The sequence below is a fragment of the Bradyrhizobium sp. USDA 4449 genome (assembly GCF_054056275.1).
The window spans coordinates 1,594,744-1,609,239 of record NZ_JBSRYD010000001.1 but is presented as its reverse complement, the minus strand read 5'-3'; the positions used below and the strand labels follow the sequence as shown (position 1 = coordinate 1,609,239).

Sequence of the window (14,496 nt, the reverse complement as noted above, 5' to 3'; positions counted from 1 at the left end):
CGACAGCCTTGATGGCCTAGCCGTTCCTGAAGGCGTAGCCATAGCCGTTGAGCGCCGGCGCGCCGCCGAGATGGGCGTACAGGATCTTCGCGCCCTTCTCGAAATGGTTCTTCTTGACGAGGTCGATCAAGCCCTGCATCGATTTGCCCTCATAGACAGGGTCGGTGATCATCGCTTCAAGGCGTGCGGTGAGGCGGATCGCTTCCTTGGTTTCTTCCGACGGCACACCGTAGGCGGGATAGGCGTAGTCCTCGATCAGCACGACGTCGTCTGCAACGATCTCCTTGCCCAGTTCGACGAGCTTTGCGGTGTTCTGTGCGATCGAGAGCACCTGCGCTTTCGTCTGCGCAGGCGTGAACGACGCATCGATTCCGATCACCTTTCGCGCACGGCCGTCGGCGGCAAAGCCGACCAGCATGCCGCCATGTGTCGAGCCGGTGACGGTGCAGACGATGATGTAGTCGAACTTGAAGCCGAGCTCCTTCTCCTGCTTACGCACCTCCTCGGCGAACCCGACATAGCCGAGGCCGCCAAACTTGTGCACGGAGGCGCCGGCAGGGATCGCATAGGGCTTGCCGCCGGCGGCCTTCACTTCCTCGATCGCCTGCTCCCAGCTCTTGCGGATGCCGATGTCGAAACCGTCATCGACCAGGCGCACGTCGGCGCCCATGATGCGCGAGAGCATGATGTTGCCGACGCGGTCATAGACGGCGTCCTCGTGCGGCACCCAGGCTTCCTGCACGAGGCGGCACTTCATGCCGATCTTGGCCGCGACAGCCGCGATCATGCGGGTGTGGTTCGACTGCACGCCGCCGATCGAGACCAGCGTGTCGGCATTCGAGGCGATCGCGTCGGGGATGATGTATTCGAGCTTGCGCAGCTTGTTGCCGCCATAGGCGAGGCCCGAATTGCAGTCCTCGCGCTTGGCGTAGATCTCGACATTGCCGCCGAGATGCTTCGACAGCCGCTCCAGCTTCTCGATGGGCGTCGGGCCGAAGGTGAGCGGATAGCGCGCGAATTTGTCCAGGTTCATGGGTTCGTCCCGATTGGCGTTGCGTCGGGATGTGCTAGCATTGCGCCGTAAGAAGGTGCTCTCGAATTTTGCACTCATATTGCGCGTAACCTTGCAGGAACGGAATTTTTAAATAAGATTCCTTCCGGATCTGCACCAATTTACGGAAGCTTCTTTCATGTCGGGGCGTCTCGACCGTATCGACCTCAAGATGTTGAGATTGCTGCAAAATAACGGCAGGCTGAGCAACGCCGAGCTGGCCGTATCAGTCGCGATCAGCCCTGCCACCTGCCATCGCCGCACCCAGCGCCTGTTCGAGGACGGCTTTATTGCCGCTGTCCGCGCCATGGTGGCACCGAAGAAGGTCGCGAAGGGCACGCTGGTGATGGTCGGCGTGGTGCTCGACCGATCCACGCCGGAGAGCTTCGCCACCTTCGAGCAGGCCATCGGCAGGCTGAAATTCGTGCTCGACTGCCACCTCGTCGCCGGCGATTTCGACTACTTCCTCAAGATCCGCGTCGGCGACATGGAAGATTTCAACCGCATCCATGGCGAGCAGCTCATTGCGCTGCCCGGCGTCCGGCAGACCCGCACCTTCTTCGTGATGAAGGAGGTCGTCGACAACGCGCCCCTGGAGTTCTGAGCGGTCTTGACGATCGGGGACAGCGCCTGCTTTGAGCCAGGGGCGGACCGCCAGGCAGTTGCGACAATCACTCCGCCGCCTTGCTCGCGGGCGGCGGGGGTTTCCAGGCGATGCAGCGATTGCGGCCTTCGGCTTTGGCCTGGTAGAGCGCCTGATCGGCTGCGCCCATCAGTGCGTCGATGCCGGACATGCTGACGGAGGCCTCCGCAATGCCGATGCTCACCGTGACACCGAACTGCGCCTGATGAGCGCTCAGCCGGATCGCCATCGCCTGCTTGCGGATCCGTTCGGCGACGAGCTTGGCGCGCGACAGGCTGGTCTCGGGCAGCAGAACCGCGAACTCCTCGCCACCGATGCGGCCGACGAGATCGGATTTGCGCTTGCCCTCGTTGCATGCAGCTGCAACAGCCTTGATCGCTTCGTCGCCGACCGCGTGACCGTAGCGGTCGTTGACCGACTTGAAATGATCGATATCGAGCATCAGGACGGAGACCGAGCGGTAGTAGCGCTGGAAGCGGCTCCATTCCGCGTCGAGCGAACCCAGGAAATGCCGGCGGTTGTACAGGCCCGTGAGCGGATCGGTGGTCGCCAGCCGCTCCAGCATGGTGGCTTTGTCGTTGAGATCGGTGATGTCGACATAGGTCAGCATGCGGCCGCCGTTGGACATCGTGGTGCAATGGGCCCTGATGCGTCGGCCGTCCGGCGTCTCGAGGTCGCGCACATGATCGCCGGCCTTGACCTCTTCGACGCGCCGCGCCGGAAATTTCGCCAGTTCGTTCGCCGGCAGATCGGGGGCGCTGGCGCGGTGCACGCGCCGCACCAGCGACGAATAGGCCGGCCGACTCGCCGCCTGGTCTTCACTGACATCCCAAAAGCGCCGCATGCGTCTGTTCATGAAGGTGGCGCTCAGATCGGCATCGAGAAGCAGGACGCCATCCTGGACATTCTCCAGCGCATCCCGCAGCTGCTTCAACTCGTCCGAGGCGCGCACGATGTCGGTCACCGGCGTATAGGTCAGCATGCGTCCACCGTCCGGTAATGGCGTCACCTGCACGCGCACCACATCACCATTGGTTCGACGCACATCGACCGGCGTCGGGTCGCCTGCCTCGACCACGCGAACTCGTTCTTTGACGTGCGCATCGAGAGCGGGGTCCGGCACCTCGTAGGCTCCGATGTCGCGTCCATGAAGGAGGAGGGTGACAATGGATGGATTGCTATCGGCGACCTCGTCGGGCAGGTGCCACATTTGACGAAACGATCGGTTGATCAGGCGAGCTCTGAGGCTTGAATCGAGCAGCACGATGCCGGTCGGCACATGATCGAGGGCGGCACGCAGGGCCAGCATCTGGGCGCGCATCAGCGAGTCGGACGAGCGCTCCTGTTCGTCGCCGGCGGGGCGCCCGACGCTGTCAGGCCGTTCAAAGGCGACCCCGACCTGGCGGTCAGATCGCCAGACCATGCGGCAGCTCTGGATATCGCGTCCCTCGAGTCTGAGCTGGAACCGGTCGGGCACGCCAAGGCCGCTCTGCATCTCCAGCGTCGCGGCCTCGTCAGTTAGCCGACGCACGACGCAGTCGATGGTCGACTGGCCATAATTGAAGATGATCTTCCCGGCCAGGAACGTGCGTTCCGGAACCAAGCGGGACATTCGTGGTCTCCAAGGCTGAACGGCATGCGACAATGCCGCCTCAATGTCGCGCAAGGTTCCTTGCGACAATCTAACGCGTCTGATGTTTTTGGATGAAGATTAACGATCGGTTGATGCGGAATGCGGGATCCACCGCTCCAGATCGAGTCATCCAGCCGATTGCAGGCGCTACCAATATCCACCATGACCCGCGGGGCGTGTGCGATTCACGCTCTCATGCCTCTACCGCTCGCCGCACCTGCTCGCCGATCTGCGACAGCACGAGCTGAGCCTGCGGCAGGATCGCACCCATGGCGTGGAAATTGTGGACCATCCCCTCGTGGCAGACGTGCTCGACCGGGACGCCCGCGGCGAGCAGCTTGCGCGCATAGGCGTTGCCTTCGTCGCGCATCGGGTCGAACTCGGCGGTATGGATGATTGCGGTCGGCAGCCCGGTGAGCCGCGTCGCTCGCAAGGGCGAGATGCGGGGATCGGCGGCATCCAGGCCCTCGGGCAGATAGTCCGATAGATCGGCCTCGATGGTGGCGCGGTCGATCAGATGCCCTTCGGCGAAGGCCTCGCGCGAAGGTGAAGTCTCCTCGAAATCCAGCACCGGGCAGATCAGGCATTGTGCGACGATCGAGAGACCGGCGCTTTGCGCCGCCTCCTGGCACACGATCGCGGCCAATGTAGCGCCTGCGGAATCGCCGCCGAGCACGAGCCGTTCGGCATCGATGCCGAGTGAGGACGCCTCGCGCGCCACCCATTCGGTCGCCGCGATCGCGTCGTCCACGGCGGCGGGATATTTGTGCTCGGGCGCCAGCCGATAGTCGATCGAGACGAGGCGGCAGCCGGTCGCATGCGCGAGTGCCGCTGCAATGCGGTCATGCGTCGCAATACTGCCGGCCACGAGCCCGCCGCCATGAAAGAACACGAAACCCGGCGCGCGCGCACCGGCGGAGGCAGGCGAATAGAGCCGATAGGGCAGCTTTCCGCCGGGACCGGGCAGCATACCGTCTGACGTGGTCACGTCAGGCGCCTCGGCACGCGCGAACTGCATCAGCTTGGCCAGCGATTCACGTCGCGCCTCGATGCTGGGCCGGCTGCGCGCCTGCGGCGCGGCCGCAGCCATCATTGTCAACAAGCGCTTGGCGAGTGGATCGAGCGGCATGGGAAACTCCGTGACCGGGCCGAAATTATAACCTGTTTGGACGAGATGTCGTCCCAACCTCCTGCGAGGGGGAGAGTTGATGCTTCGCCGCAGCAAATCGTTTAGAAGTCGGGGCAATAGTGCCCGGAAATTTCTCGAGGGGAGGCCTGGCATGGCCGAGATCAAGAAACCGATCGACTATTCGCCGAGCTGGACCTTCTTCGAAGGCAAATGGCACGACGGCAACGTGCCGATCATGGGACCGCGCACGCATGGGGCCTGGCTCGGTTCGGTGGTGTTCGATGGTGCGCGCGCATTCGAAGGCGTCGCGCCCGATCTCGATCGTCACGTCGCCCGCGCCAATCAATCCGCGATCAATTTTGGCCTGAAGCCGGTGGTCGATGCCGACACCTGGATGTCGCTCGCAAACGACGGCATTGCACGCTTTGCGCGGAATGCCGAGCTCTATGTCCGCCCGATGTACTGGGCCCAGCACGGTGCGGGCGGCGGGGTGCTGTTCGATCCCGAGACCACCAATTGGTGCCTGTGCATCTACGAGGCGCCGATGCCGAAGCCGACAGGCAATGCGATCACACTGTCGCCGTTTCGCAGGCCCACGGCCGAATGCGCGCCCGTCGACGCCAAAGCGGCCTGCCTCTATCCGAACAATTCGCGCGCGCTGGCGGAAGCGGCCTCGCGCGGCTTCCAGAATGCGCTGATGCTCGACATGCTCGGTAATGTCGCGGAGTTCGGCAATTCGAACGTGTTCATGGCCAAGGACGGCGTGGTCTTCACGCCGGTGCCGAACGGCACCTTCCTCAACGGCATCACCCGCCAGCGCGTCATCGGCCTGCTCCGGGGCGATGGCGTCACCGTGATCGAGAAGACGCTGCGCTATGCGGATTTCCTTGCCGCAGACGAGATCTTCTCCACCGGCAATTTTGCGAAGGTCGCGCCGGTGATTCGCATCGACGCACGCGAGCTGAAGCCGGGCCCGCTCTACAGCAAGGCGCGAAAGCTCTATTGGGATTTTGCCCATGCGGCGCAGCTGGCGGCCTGACGCTAGCTAGCCCGCCGTCGAAAGCGGCTGAACTGAAACGCCTGCGTCGAATGCCACGGCGTGTGATGGGTGTCGCCGCGCGTCTCGACCAGCTCGAACTCCGGCCCGAGCTCCCTTGAAAGGCTCGTGCTGTCGTGTCGCTGCACCGGCAGGCCGCTGCATGTCTGCGGACCATCGGGCGCGAAGGTGGCGATGATGACGTGTCCGCCCGCCGCAACCGCCGATCGCAGACGCTCGACGTAAGCGGCCCTGTCGCGCGGATCGGTCAGGAAGTGAAACGCGGCACGATCATGCCAGATGTCGTAGGCCTTCACCGGTCGCCATGCGGTCACGTCGGCAACGATCCAGTCGACCGCCGATGCGGCTGCACCGATTCGCTTCCTCGCTGCCTCAAGGGCGTTGGCAGAGAGGTCCAGCACGGCGAGATTGCGGTATTCGTCCTGAAGCAGTGCGTCGGCCAGCCGCGATGCCCCGCCGCCGATATCAATGATGGCCGCGTCGCGATCCGGATTGGCGGCGCGAATCATCTCGATCGAGATCGCCGGGCTATTCTGAAACCAGCTGACCTCGGCCTCGCCCTTCGTGGCGTAGACGTTGTCCCAATGCGTGGTGCGGTCGGACATGGCAGCTCCGGCCTTCGCCGGGACGGCACCGCGCAAAGGCAATGCCGCAATCAACAGGCAGTTCGCGCGCCCGCCGCATGCGGACGCGTCAATGCGGAGGTGTCTACTCGTCTTTCTTCGACATGCGCTCGAGGCGTTCCTGCATGTCCTTCATCTGTTGGCGCAGGTCGTCGATATTGCTGTCCGTCGCCGCCGGGGCGCTGGCATCGGGCTCCGGCTCCGGGGTCGTTGCCGGCCGGCCCGCATTGGGAGCAAACGGCTTGAACATCGAGAAGGTTTGCTGAAACAGCTCCATGTTGCGGCGGACCTGTTCTTCCAGCGGGGCGAAGGGCGTGCCCGACAGCGTGTTGGCGATCTGCTTGCGGAACTTCTCCTGCTCCTGGGTCAGCGTCGCGATCGACTGCTCCAGATATTTCGGCACCACCATCTGCATGCTGTCGCCGTAGAAGCGGATCAGCTGGCGCAGGAAGGTCGTCGGCAGCAGGTTTTGGCCGGCCTTGTTCTCCTGCTCGAAGATGATCTGGGCGAGCACCGAGCGGGTGATGTCGTCGCCGGTCTTGGCATCGTAGACCAGGAAATCTTCGCCATCCTTGACCATGGCGGCGAGGTCTTCCAGCGTCACATAGGTGCTCGTCCCGGTGTTATAGAGCCGGCGATTCGCGTATTTCTTGATGGTGGTGGGTTGGTCTGATTTCGCCATGGGCTCTCACTCGTAGCGCTGAGAACGGGAACCTGCGGGGCCAATGCCGCAGGGCGGGAAGAGTACGCAACGCAACAAAGTAAGCATTTTCAAAGGGGGCACGCTACCGTTTTGTGCGGCACGGTTAATCGCACAGCAAAAACGTGCTTGCGAAATCGCCAAGAACGCTATTTTGAATGCGCTGCGGGATGAATTCGGCGACCTTCCGATTGACATGCCGCAATGACGTTAACAGGATGCCATCCGAGACTGGCGAGCCGTTTCCCAGCCCCGTCTGCCCCCTTTGAACCCCAGGAGATGCCCATGTCAGACGATGTCGTCATCGTCAGCGCCGCCCGCACCCCGGTCGGAAGCTTCAACGGAGCCTTCGCGACCCTTCCCGCCCACGATCTTGGTGCCATCGCCATCAAGGCCGCGCTGGAGCGCGGTGGCATCGAGCCCGGCCGGGTCTCCGAGGTCATCATGGGCCAGATCCTGACTGCTGCTCAGGGTCAGAACCCCGCCCGCCAGGCCTCGATCGGCGCCGGCATTCCGGTGGAAAGCCCGGCCTGGGGCGTGAACCAGCTTTGCGGCTCGGGCCTGCGCACGGTCGCGCTTGGCTATCAGGCGCTGCTCAACGGCGATTCCGAGATCGTGGTTGCCGGCGGCCAGGAATCCATGAGCATGGCCCCGCACGCCCAGTATCTGCGCGGCGGCGTCAAGATGGGCGCCGTCGAGTTCGTCGACACCATGATCAAGGACGGCCTGTGGGATGCCTTCAATGGCTACCATATGGGCAACACCGCGGAGAACGTCGCACGGCAGTGGCAGATCACGCGTGCCCAGCAGGACGAGTTCGCGGTCGCCTCGCAACAGAAGGCCGAAGCTGCGCAGAAGGCCGGCAAGTTCAACGACGAGATCGTCCCCGTCACGATCAAGGGCCGCAAGGGCGATACCGTCGTCAGCGCCGACGAATATCCGCGTCATGGCGCCACGCTCGATGCGATGGCGAAGCTCCGTCCGGCTTTCGAGAAGGACGGCACGGTGACCGCGGGTTCGGCCTCCGGCATCAATGACGGCGCTGCCGCCGTGGTGCTGATGACCGCGAAGCAGGCCGCCAAGGAAGGCAAGAAGCCGCTCGCGCGTATCGTGTCGTGGGCGCAGGCCGGCGTCGATCCGAAGATCATGGGCTCGGGCCCGATCCCGGCCTCGCGCGCGGCGCTGAAGAAGGCCGGCTGGAACGTCGGCGACCTCGACCTGATCGAGGCCAACGAGGCCTTCGCGGCGCAGGCTTGTGCCGTCAACAAGGATCTCGGCTGGGATACGTCGAAGGTCAACGTCAATGGCGGCGCGATCGCGATCGGCCATCCGGTCGGCGCGTCCGGCGCGCGCGTGCTGGTGACGCTGCTGCACGAAATGCAGAAGCGCGATTCGAAGAAGGGCCTCGCCACGCTGTGCATCGGCGGCGGCATGGGTATCGCCATGTGTCTGGCGCGCGACTGAAGCTGACATCCGGCTGATGAACCGGCGCGTGCGCTGCACACGACGGTGAGTGCGTTGCACGCGACCAAAAAAGCAGCGGTTGCAAATCAATTATTCTTCGCAACCGCGCAAGCTTCGACTAAATACAAACGCCCGGCTCAACGCCGGGCGTTTTGTTCTTGATGTCCGTCAAACCAACCGCATAATCCGCATCTAAAACACCATCACTGAGAAACGTCCGAAGAGTCCAAGGGAAGGAATACACTATGGCACGAGTTGCATTGGTCACGGGTGGGACGCGCGGCATCGGTGCTGCGATCAGCAAGGCGCTGAAGGCGGCCGGCTACAAGGTCGCGGCGAGCTATGCCGGCAATGATGCGGCGGCAGAGAAGTTCAAGGCCGAGACCGGCATCTCCGTCTACAAGTGGGACGTCAGCAATTTCGATGCCTGTGCCGAGGGCGTGAAGAAGGTCGAGGCCGAACTCGGCCCCGTCGACATCCTCGTCAACAATGCCGGCATTACCCGCGACACCGCCTTCCACAAGATGACGCTCGAACAGTGGAACGCCGTGATCAACACCAATCTCGGCTCGCTGTTCAACATGACGCGACAGGTGATCGAGGGCATGCGCGCCCGCAAGTTCGGCCGCGTCATCTCGATCTCGTCGATCAACGGCCAGAAGGGGCAGTTCGGCCAGGTCAATTATTCCGCGGCGAAGGCCGGCGACATCGGTTTCACCAAGGCGCTGGCGCTCGAGAATGCCAAGGGCGGCATCACTGTCAACGTGATCGCGCCGGGTTACATCAACACCGAGATGGTGCAGGCGGTGCCAAAGGACGTTCTGGAAAAGAACGTGATCCCGCAGATCCCGGTCAACCGGCTCGGCGAGCCGGAAGAGATTGCGCGCGCGGTCGTGTTCCTGGCGGCCGAGGAAGCCGGCTTCATCACCGGCTCGACCCTGACCATCAACGGCGGTCAGTACCACGCCTGATCGGGCGCCAAGCCGGTAGCGTCAGGCGCGACAAGACGATATTGAAGGCGCTATGCCCGGCCCCGTGCCGGGCATAAGCGTCCTCAGAGCCTCTCAATCAATGAATCCGCGCACGGCAACACTGGTCGGACTGACCGCGATCCTGATGTGGTCGCTGCTGTCAGTGATGACGGTGGCCACCGGCAAGATCCCGGCGTTTCAGCTCGCTGCGATGACTTTTGCGATCGGCGGTCTCGTCGGTCTGCTGACCTGGATCGGCCGCGGCGACGCGGCGAAGAGCCTGCGTCAGCCCCTGGTCGTATGGGTGGTCGGCGTCGGTGGCTTGTTCGGCTACCACGCGCTGTATTTCCTCGCGCTGCGATTCGCGCCGCCGGCCGAGGCCGGCCTCCTGAACTACATGTGGCCGCTGCTGATCGTGCTGTTCTCGTCCTTTCTGCCGGGCGAGCGGCTGGCCATGCATCACATCATCGGCGCCGTGCTCGGCCTCGTCGGCACCGTGCTGCTGTTTGCCGGCAACACCTCCGGCTTCGCGCCGGGCGCGGTGCCGGGATTGATCGCGGCCTTCATCGCCGCTTTCGTCTGGGCGACCTATTCGGTGTTGTCGCGGCGCCTGAAGGCGGTGCCCACCGACGCTGTCGCCGGCTTCTGCCTCGCCACATCGATGCTCGCCGCGTTGATGCATGGTGTGGTGGAAACCACGGTGTGGCCCGAGACTGCGTTGCATTGGCTTGCCGTGATCGGACTCGGCATCGGCCCCGTCGGTGCCGCCTTCTACGCCTGGGACATCGGCATGAAGCGCGGCGACATCCGCGTGCTCGGTGCCGCCTCCTATGCGACGCCGCTCCTGTCGACCGGCTTTCTCATCGCCGCCGGCTTTGCCAAAGCCAGCGCCAACATCGCCATCGCCGCGATCCTGATCGCCGGGGGCGGCCTGATCGCGGCGAAGGACATGGTGCTGCGGAAGCGTTGAGACGCGCTCAGAGCGCCGGCTGCCAGCCCGGCGGCCGTCGATTCCGGAATCCGCCCAAGCTCGGAGCGCTGCAAGCGTTGCGACGTCAGGCCATAGAATTCCTGGAAGCTCATGATCAGCGGCCGCCATCGGTCCGGATCGATGCGGTTCGGCACGCCATCCATCATGATATGGGGATGCGCGTGCACGCGGGTGACGCGGACCTCGATCGCGGTGAGATTGCCGCCCCAGGCCGTATCGTCCTGGGCCATCTCATGCACATAAGCAACCTTGGCTTCGATCTGCACCGGACACTCGGCCACGCGCGGCGCGCTGACCGTTTCGCCTGCCAACGCCGTCAGACCGCCGAGTTCGAACTTGTCCTTCTCGTGCCGATAGCCGCGATAGAGTTTTCCTGGCGGCACGGGATCCGAGCCCGTGGTGCGAGCAAGGCGGTCGACGGCGCCGACAAGATCGGCCGAGGGCAGATTGAGCACGCATTCGCCGCTGCGAATCATGTTCTCGGTGGTCTTCGAGTTGCGCGCGAGCCCAAGCATGCAGCGCCAGCCGACCCACCATGCCGAGGACATCGGTGCGAGATTGTGAGTGCCGTCGTCATTGGTCGATCCGATCAGGACGACCGGCGTTCCAAAATACAAAATGGCCGGGTCGATCTGGACGGCGGCGGGACCGAGTGTTCCGTGCATCGTACGCTCCTGTTGACTGGAAGCGCAGTCGTAGCGGGGGAAGCGAATCGAACCCACCCGATTCCGGATAGCAGAGCGTTTTCGAGCGAAGTGGATACCGGTTCGCGTAAAGAAAACGCGTCAAACAAGAATCTCTACGGCTCCCAGCCTTTCGGCGCGAGCTCGAATTTTGCAAACTCGAAGGCGGGTGCCACGGTGCAGCCGACCAGCGTCCACTCGCCTGACGTCTCCGCCATCTGCCACGCGTCTGCCGGCACGATCGCCTGTGGCCGTTCGCCGCTCACAAGGTCTGTGCCGAGCCGCACCTCGTGCTGGGAGCAGCCGTCGTGGGCGATACGGAGCATCAAGGGGCTGCCGGCGTAGAAGTGCCAGGTCTCGACCGCATCGATGCGATGCCAGTGCGAGCGCTCGTTGCGCGCGAGCAGGTAATAGATCGAGGTCGACCGCGAGCGGCCATTGGCGTCGGTGGTCTGGTCGCGAAAGGTTTCGCGGTAATGCCCGCCCTCGGGATGCGGGCGGAGTTCGAGGCGCGCGATGATCTCGGCTGCGGTCGGCATCGATCCCCGTCAGGGCTTGTTCTCGAGGAGTTAGTCTTCGGGACCTGGCCTTGAGGACCAGGCTTGAGGACCTGGCCTTGAGGACCTGTCCTTCAGGACTTGTTCTTGCGCTCACGCAATTCGCCGAACACCGCGGCAGCCTCTGCACCCTTCATGTGTAGCCTGGCTGCGATCGAGGGTTCATCCGCACGCAGGAACACGTTTGCTCGCTTCTCTTCACCAAGCAGTGAGGGGATGGTCGGCTTGTTGTCCGCCCGCAGCTTCGCAACCTCCGCCGCGCGCGCCTGCAGCGCCGCATTGTCGGGATCGACGGTGAGCGCGAACTTGACGTTGGACGCCGTGTATTCGTGGCCGCAATAGAGCTTGAAATCGTCGGGCAGGGCTCGCAGCTTCAACAGCGAGTCCCACATCATCGGATAGGTGCCCTCGAACACGCGGCCGCAGCCGATCGAGAACAGCGTGTCGGCGGCGAACAGCGTCTTCTCGGTGTCGAATACGTAGGAGATGTGATCGAGCGTATGGCCGGGGGTCTCGAGCACGCGCCCCAGCAGCGTACCGACCTTGACCACATCGCCATTGGCGACGCGCAAATCGACGTCAGCGATTCTGGCCGACTTGTCGTGCGGCGCGACGACGCGGCAATTGTATTTCTGCTTGAGTTCGGCGACCCCGCCGACATGATCGCCATGGTGATGGGTGATCAGGATGTCGGTGAGTTGCCAACCCTCGCGCTCCAGCGCCTGGATGATGGGACCGGCTTCCGGCGCATCGATCGATGCGGTGGCCCTGGTTTCCACATCGTGGATCAGGTAACCGAAATTGTCGTTTAAACAGCTGAAAGTACGAATTTCGGCAGCCATGACCTCTCCATCGCGCTCAGCCCCGCCAGACAAATATGGCGTTAACGTTGCGCGGGCAATGCAATATTCCGCGCACAGCCGCTACCTTGTGCATGTTACATTGCCGCCATGAGCATGGATGTCGTCGACCTCCGCGAGTTCTATTCCCGTCGCCTGGGGATTGTGGCGCGGCAAATGATCAACCGCGGCATAAGAGAGCGCTGGCCGAGTGCCGGGGGCCAGCGCGTGCTCGGCATCGGCTATCCCACGCCATACCTCGGGCTGTTCCGCGAGGACGCCGAGCGCTGCATTGCCTTCATGCCGGCGGCCCAGGGCGTGCTGAAATGGCCGACCGGGAGACCGGCGCTCGCCACACTCGTCGACGAGTTCTCGCTGCCGCTTCCCGAAGCCGCGGTGGACCGCATCCTGCTGGTCCATGCGCTCGAAATGTCCGACGATCCGGCCGCGCTGCTGCGCGAGGTCTGGCGGGTGCTGTCGCCGTCCGGCCGCGTCATCGCGGTGATCCCGAACCGGCGCGGGGTCTGGACGCGCAGCGACAACACGCCTTTCGGCCACGGCCGTCCCTATTCACGCTCGCAGATCACGGACCTGCTGCGTCAGACCTGGTTCACGCCGACCGCCTGGGGCGAGGCGTTGTTCATGCCGCCTTATGCGGGCCGCTGGGTCCTGAAATCGGCGCAGATGTGGGAGCGCGCCGGCGCGGCGCTGTCATTGCCTTTTGCCGGGGTCCATATCGTCGAAGCCACCAAGCAGGTCTATCGTGCGATCCCCGCCAAGCGCGAACGGGCGCGGCTGATTCCCTCGTTGAAGCCGGTGCTGGTGCCGTCCTCGACGGTGACCCGGACCTAGCTTCCCCTCTCCCCGCCGGGGAGAGGTGACTGTGCCTGCCGCTGCAGTTCCGCCAATTTGACGTTTCAAAAAACAAATCGTCCCGGCGAGGCCGGGACGATTGAAATCCACCCCAATCGCTAGCTTTGCTGCGCCTTACTCGCCGGGGGCGAGGTCGTCGCTGGTCGCGGCCGGAGCCGCCTCGCGCTCGGGACGCGGGCCATTATGCGGCCGGCGACGGCGCCGCGGATAGCGCTCGCCGCCGCCGGGATTGCCACCCTCAAAGCCGCCCGGAGCCGCATTCGTCTGCGGCTGCGCGCCGGTGATGAAGGACGGCAGGCGATCGACGTTGCCGGCATCGGCAACGACGGGCTGCGGCTGGTTCTGCGGTTGCGGCTGCTGATGATATTGCGGCTGCGGACGATGGTCGCGTTCGCGGTGCTCGCGCGGCTGCTGCTGATCGCGCTGATAGGGCTGCTGGTTGTCGCGCTGCTGGTAGTCGCGCTGGTGATCGCGCTGGCCGTCGCGGTCACGCATGAAGGGCTGCTGTTGGGGCGGCTGTGGAACGAAGCCCGGCTCCTGGCCGAAATTCGAGAAATTCTCGCCGTCGTCCTCGCCATCGTCGCCGCTGCTGGTGCTGATCGGCTCGTCGCCGCGGGGCTGCTGATTCTGGCGGAACTGCTCCTGGGCCGCTGCGATCAACCGAAAATAGTGCTCGGCATGCTGGTAGTAGTTTTCGGCGGCAACCGGGTCACCCGAGGAGCGCGCGTCACGCGCAAGCTGAAGATATTTTTCGGCGATGTGCGAGGCGGTACCGCGGATCTTGATGTCGGGTCCGTTCGATTCATAGACCCGGGTCATCGGGTTCTGGCCGCGCCGGTTATTGTTGTTGTTATTGTTGTTGTTGCGGTTGCGCATCCGCTGCTTGTTCTGACCGTTTCTCATGTCCTGCCTTTAATTCCAGCCCTAAAGGTTGCACGCATTACCGATTGCAGAGAGTGACCCGATGACAGCGGTTCACATCTCTCGCGCGCACCGCGCGCAAGAGCGAATCAGACCCTGCCGATGTTCGTCGACCGTCGCGTTCAACAAAGACGCGTTCCCCACCCGCCAGCATTCATTGCCAGCGAACCCACTCATATCACCTGCCGAAACAAGCCCAGCTTTGTTGCGTAAGTCTTCAAGCGCAATATCAGGCTTTCGTTCACTTTGCGGTCGGTAAGCAGCGCAGCTTGACGTGCTATCGCGCTCAACAGGACCTGCGGCTTGGAACCTTTAATCAGTAAAGCTCTCGCCCGAGAGCCCGGCTTTCGTCCGTAGGTCT

14 protein-coding genes and 1 pseudogene are annotated in these 14,496 nt (G+C 63.6%); 6 read left to right on the top strand and 9 right to left on the bottom strand.

All coding sequences use genetic code 11. The annotated features are described in order from the left end of the window. Nucleotides 1-16: 16 nt before the first annotated feature. A complete protein-coding gene (locus ACVIIW_RS07685; RefSeq protein ID WP_092231250.1) occupies nt 17-1,033 on the bottom strand; it encodes a 1-aminocyclopropane-1-carboxylate deaminase in 1,017 nt (338 codons plus the stop codon). 157 nt (nt 1,034-1,190) lie between these two features. Here ACVIIW_RS07685 and ACVIIW_RS07680 point away from each other — a divergent pair, with 157 nt between their 5' ends. Beyond that, nucleotides 1,191-1,655, top strand: coding sequence for an Lrp/AsnC family transcriptional regulator (locus ACVIIW_RS07680; RefSeq protein WP_456700191.1), 465 nt, complete (start codon nt 1,191-1,193; stop codon nt 1,653-1,655). A gap of 67 nt (nt 1,656-1,722) precedes the next feature. Here the strand turns inward: ACVIIW_RS07680 and ACVIIW_RS07675 are convergent, their stop codons facing one another. Together ACVIIW_RS07675 and ACVIIW_RS07670 are read right to left on the bottom strand one after the other, a co-directional pair. After that, complete coding sequence (locus ACVIIW_RS07675) at nt 1,723-3,306, bottom strand: sensor domain-containing diguanylate cyclase (protein ID WP_456700190.1); 1,584 nt, start codon at nt 3,304-3,306, stop codon at nt 1,723-1,725. Nucleotides 3,307-3,520: 214 nt separating this feature from the next. Then, nucleotides 3,521-4,456 carry an alpha/beta hydrolase gene (locus tag ACVIIW_RS07670; RefSeq protein ID WP_456700189.1) on the bottom strand — a complete coding sequence of 312 codons (936 nt, stop codon included), beginning with the start codon at nt 4,454-4,456 and terminating at the stop codon, nt 3,521-3,523. A gap of 151 nt (nt 4,457-4,607) precedes the next feature. Here ACVIIW_RS07670 and ACVIIW_RS07665 point away from each other — a divergent pair, with 151 nt between their 5' ends. Further along, nucleotides 4,608-5,495 (top strand): branched-chain amino acid aminotransferase, encoded by an 888-nt coding sequence (locus ACVIIW_RS07665; protein WP_456700188.1) that lies wholly within the window; start codon nt 4,608-4,610, stop codon nt 5,493-5,495. Nucleotides 5,496-5,497: 2 nt separating this feature from the next. Here the strand turns inward: ACVIIW_RS07665 and ACVIIW_RS07660 are convergent, their stop codons facing one another. Together ACVIIW_RS07660 and phaR are read right to left on the bottom strand one after the other, a co-directional pair. Continuing rightward, complete coding sequence (locus tag ACVIIW_RS07660; RefSeq protein ID WP_456700187.1) at nt 5,498-6,118, bottom strand: class I SAM-dependent methyltransferase; 621 nt, start codon at nt 6,116-6,118, stop codon at nt 5,498-5,500. 103 nt (nt 6,119-6,221) lie between these two features. Beyond that, complete coding sequence (gene phaR, locus ACVIIW_RS07655; RefSeq protein WP_456700186.1) at nt 6,222-6,818, bottom strand: polyhydroxyalkanoate synthesis repressor PhaR; 597 nt, start codon at nt 6,816-6,818, stop codon at nt 6,222-6,224. 303 nt (nt 6,819-7,121) lie between these two features. Here phaR and ACVIIW_RS07650 point away from each other — a divergent pair, with 303 nt between their 5' ends. The 3 genes from ACVIIW_RS07650 (at nt 7,122) to yddG (ending at nt 10,241) form a co-directional block, all read left to right on the top strand. Then, nucleotides 7,122-8,300 carry an acetyl-CoA C-acetyltransferase gene (locus ACVIIW_RS07650; protein WP_092231435.1) on the top strand — a complete coding sequence of 393 codons (1,179 nt, stop codon included), beginning with the start codon at nt 7,122-7,124 and terminating at the stop codon, nt 8,298-8,300. A gap of 245 nt (nt 8,301-8,545) precedes the next feature. After that, on the top strand, nt 8,546-9,271 hold the full coding sequence (gene phbB / locus ACVIIW_RS07645; RefSeq protein WP_092231271.1) for an acetoacetyl-CoA reductase: 726 nt from the start codon (nt 8,546-8,548) through the stop codon (nt 9,269-9,271). Nucleotides 9,272-9,371: 100 nt separating this feature from the next. Continuing rightward, on the top strand, nt 9,372-10,241 hold the full coding sequence (gene yddG, locus ACVIIW_RS07640; protein ID WP_456700185.1) for an aromatic amino acid exporter YddG: 870 nt from the start codon (nt 9,372-9,374) through the stop codon (nt 10,239-10,241). A 254-nt stretch (nt 10,242-10,495) separates the two neighbouring features. On the opposite strand, the pseudogene ACVIIW_RS07635 reads toward yddG, so the two are convergent. The 3 genes and pseudogenes from ACVIIW_RS07635 to gloB form a co-directional block, all read right to left on the bottom strand. Beyond that, nucleotides 10,496-10,927 (bottom strand): annotated as a pseudogene (locus tag ACVIIW_RS07635) (flavin reductase family protein); the annotation flags it as partial. A gap of 134 nt (nt 10,928-11,061) precedes the next feature. Next, nucleotides 11,062-11,484, bottom strand: a complete 423-nt coding sequence (locus ACVIIW_RS07630) for a cupin domain-containing protein (protein ID WP_456700184.1) — start codon at nt 11,482-11,484, stop codon at nt 11,062-11,064. A 92-nt stretch (nt 11,485-11,576) separates the two neighbouring features. Then, nucleotides 11,577-12,344, bottom strand: a complete 768-nt coding sequence (gene gloB, locus ACVIIW_RS07625) for a hydroxyacylglutathione hydrolase (protein ID WP_456700183.1) — start codon at nt 12,342-12,344, stop codon at nt 11,577-11,579. Nucleotides 12,345-12,452: 108 nt separating this feature from the next. Between gloB and ACVIIW_RS07620 the strand changes: the two genes are divergently transcribed. Next, a complete protein-coding gene (locus ACVIIW_RS07620) occupies nt 12,453-13,193 on the top strand; it encodes a methyltransferase domain-containing protein (protein WP_456700182.1) in 741 nt (246 codons plus the stop codon). A gap of 135 nt (nt 13,194-13,328) precedes the next feature. Here the strand turns inward: ACVIIW_RS07620 and ACVIIW_RS07615 are convergent, their stop codons facing one another. Beyond that, the gene (locus ACVIIW_RS07615; RefSeq protein WP_456700181.1) at nt 13,329-14,117 is read right to left on the bottom strand and encodes a DUF4167 domain-containing protein; all 789 of its coding nucleotides are present in this window, start codon (nt 14,115-14,117) and stop codon (nt 13,329-13,331) included. Between the last annotated feature and the right edge of the window lie 379 nt (nt 14,118-14,496).

What these genes read in the sequence shown, in the direction of transcription:
- ACVIIW_RS07620 (WP_456700182.1), top strand. Translation starts at nt 12,453, where the DNA reads ATGAGCATGGATGTCGTCGACCTCCGCGAGTTCTATTCCCGTCGCCTG.
- ACVIIW_RS07650 (WP_092231435.1), top strand. Translation starts at nt 7,122, where the DNA reads ATGTCAGACGATGTCGTCATCGTCAGCGCCGCCCGCACCCCGGTCGGA.
- ACVIIW_RS07660 (WP_456700187.1), bottom strand. Translation starts at nt 6,118, where the DNA reads ATGTCCGACCGCACCACGCATTGGGACAACGTCTACGCCACGAAGGGC.
- ACVIIW_RS07665 (WP_456700188.1), top strand. Translation starts at nt 4,608, where the DNA reads ATGGCCGAGATCAAGAAACCGATCGACTATTCGCCGAGCTGGACCTTC.
- phaR (WP_456700186.1), bottom strand. Translation starts at nt 6,818, where the DNA reads ATGGCGAAATCAGACCAACCCACCACCATCAAGAAATACGCGAATCGC.
- ACVIIW_RS07685 (WP_092231250.1), bottom strand. Translation starts at nt 1,033, where the DNA reads ATGAACCTGGACAAATTCGCGCGCTATCCGCTCACCTTCGGCCCGACG.
- ACVIIW_RS07630 (WP_456700184.1), bottom strand. Translation starts at nt 11,484, where the DNA reads ATGCCGACCGCAGCCGAGATCATCGCGCGCCTCGAACTCCGCCCGCAT.
- ACVIIW_RS07615 (WP_456700181.1), bottom strand. Translation starts at nt 14,117, where the DNA reads ATGAGAAACGGTCAGAACAAGCAGCGGATGCGCAACCGCAACAACAAC.
- ACVIIW_RS07670 (WP_456700189.1), bottom strand. Translation starts at nt 4,456, where the DNA reads ATGCCGCTCGATCCACTCGCCAAGCGCTTGTTGACAATGATGGCTGCG.
- ACVIIW_RS07680 (WP_456700191.1), top strand. Translation starts at nt 1,191, where the DNA reads ATGTCGGGGCGTCTCGACCGTATCGACCTCAAGATGTTGAGATTGCTG.
- gloB (WP_456700183.1), bottom strand. Translation starts at nt 12,344, where the DNA reads ATGGCTGCCGAAATTCGTACTTTCAGCTGTTTAAACGACAATTTCGGT.
- ACVIIW_RS07675 (WP_456700190.1), bottom strand. Translation starts at nt 3,306, where the DNA reads ATGTCCCGCTTGGTTCCGGAACGCACGTTCCTGGCCGGGAAGATCATC.
- phbB (WP_092231271.1), top strand. Translation starts at nt 8,546, where the DNA reads ATGGCACGAGTTGCATTGGTCACGGGTGGGACGCGCGGCATCGGTGCT.
- yddG (WP_456700185.1), top strand. Translation starts at nt 9,372, where the DNA reads ATGAATCCGCGCACGGCAACACTGGTCGGACTGACCGCGATCCTGATG.